Origin of the sequence: Methylobacterium sp. CCH5-D2, from assembly GCF_001556475.1 — a bacterium.
Taxonomy (GTDB): domain Bacteria; phylum Pseudomonadota; class Alphaproteobacteria; order Rhizobiales; family Beijerinckiaceae; genus Methylobacterium; species Methylobacterium hispanicum.
Genome location: NZ_LSIX01000409.1, coordinates 1 through 552, shown reverse-complemented (window position 1 = coordinate 552; position 552 = coordinate 1). Strand labels below are relative to the sequence as shown.

Annotated in this window: 1 protein-coding gene; it reads right to left on the bottom strand. The window is 78.4% G+C overall.

Going from position 1 to position 552, the window contains the following annotated elements:
- Nucleotides 1-185 precede the first annotated feature (185 nt).
- Nucleotides 186-552: DUF2721 domain-containing protein (locus AX737_RS10520; RefSeq protein ID WP_066921138.1), on the bottom strand; the 367-nt coding region annotated here is incomplete at its 5' end.

Below are 552 nucleotides of genomic sequence, written 5' to 3'. Positions count from 1 at the left end.
GGCGGGCGCTCACCCGCCTGCGCGGGGCGCCGGGATCGATCTCCGGAAGCGGCGGGATGGGTGGGGCCACGGCTGCCCTTGTCCGATCGACGGCCGCCGGGGCCGACCCCCGAGAGGTAGCGGTTGCGCTTGTCCGCCTCAAGGGCGCGCGGCGGCGCCCGTGTCGGGGCGCCGCGCGGCCCAGCTCACGGCCGCCCGGCGCCGGGGGACCCGGCGCCGCGGTCGGAGGCGTGGACCTGCTGGCGGTCCACCTCGTCGCGGATGCCGCGGCCGGCCATCAGGATCTCGACCAGGAAGGCGGTCAGCGCCGCGACCGTGCAGACCAACGCCGCCCCGAAGCAGCCGAACAGCACCGAGGCGGTCGCGGCGTCCCGCAGGGCGCCCACGAACAGCGTCAGCACCGCGGCACCGGTCATCACCCCGGCGGCGCAGGCGAGCACCACCGCGAGATCGAGCACGAAGGAGCGGCGGCGCAGGAAGGCGAGCTGGCGCGAGAGGCCGCCGGCCTCGGCCGGGCCGGCGGTGCGGAGCGTGGCCGCGGCGGCATCGACC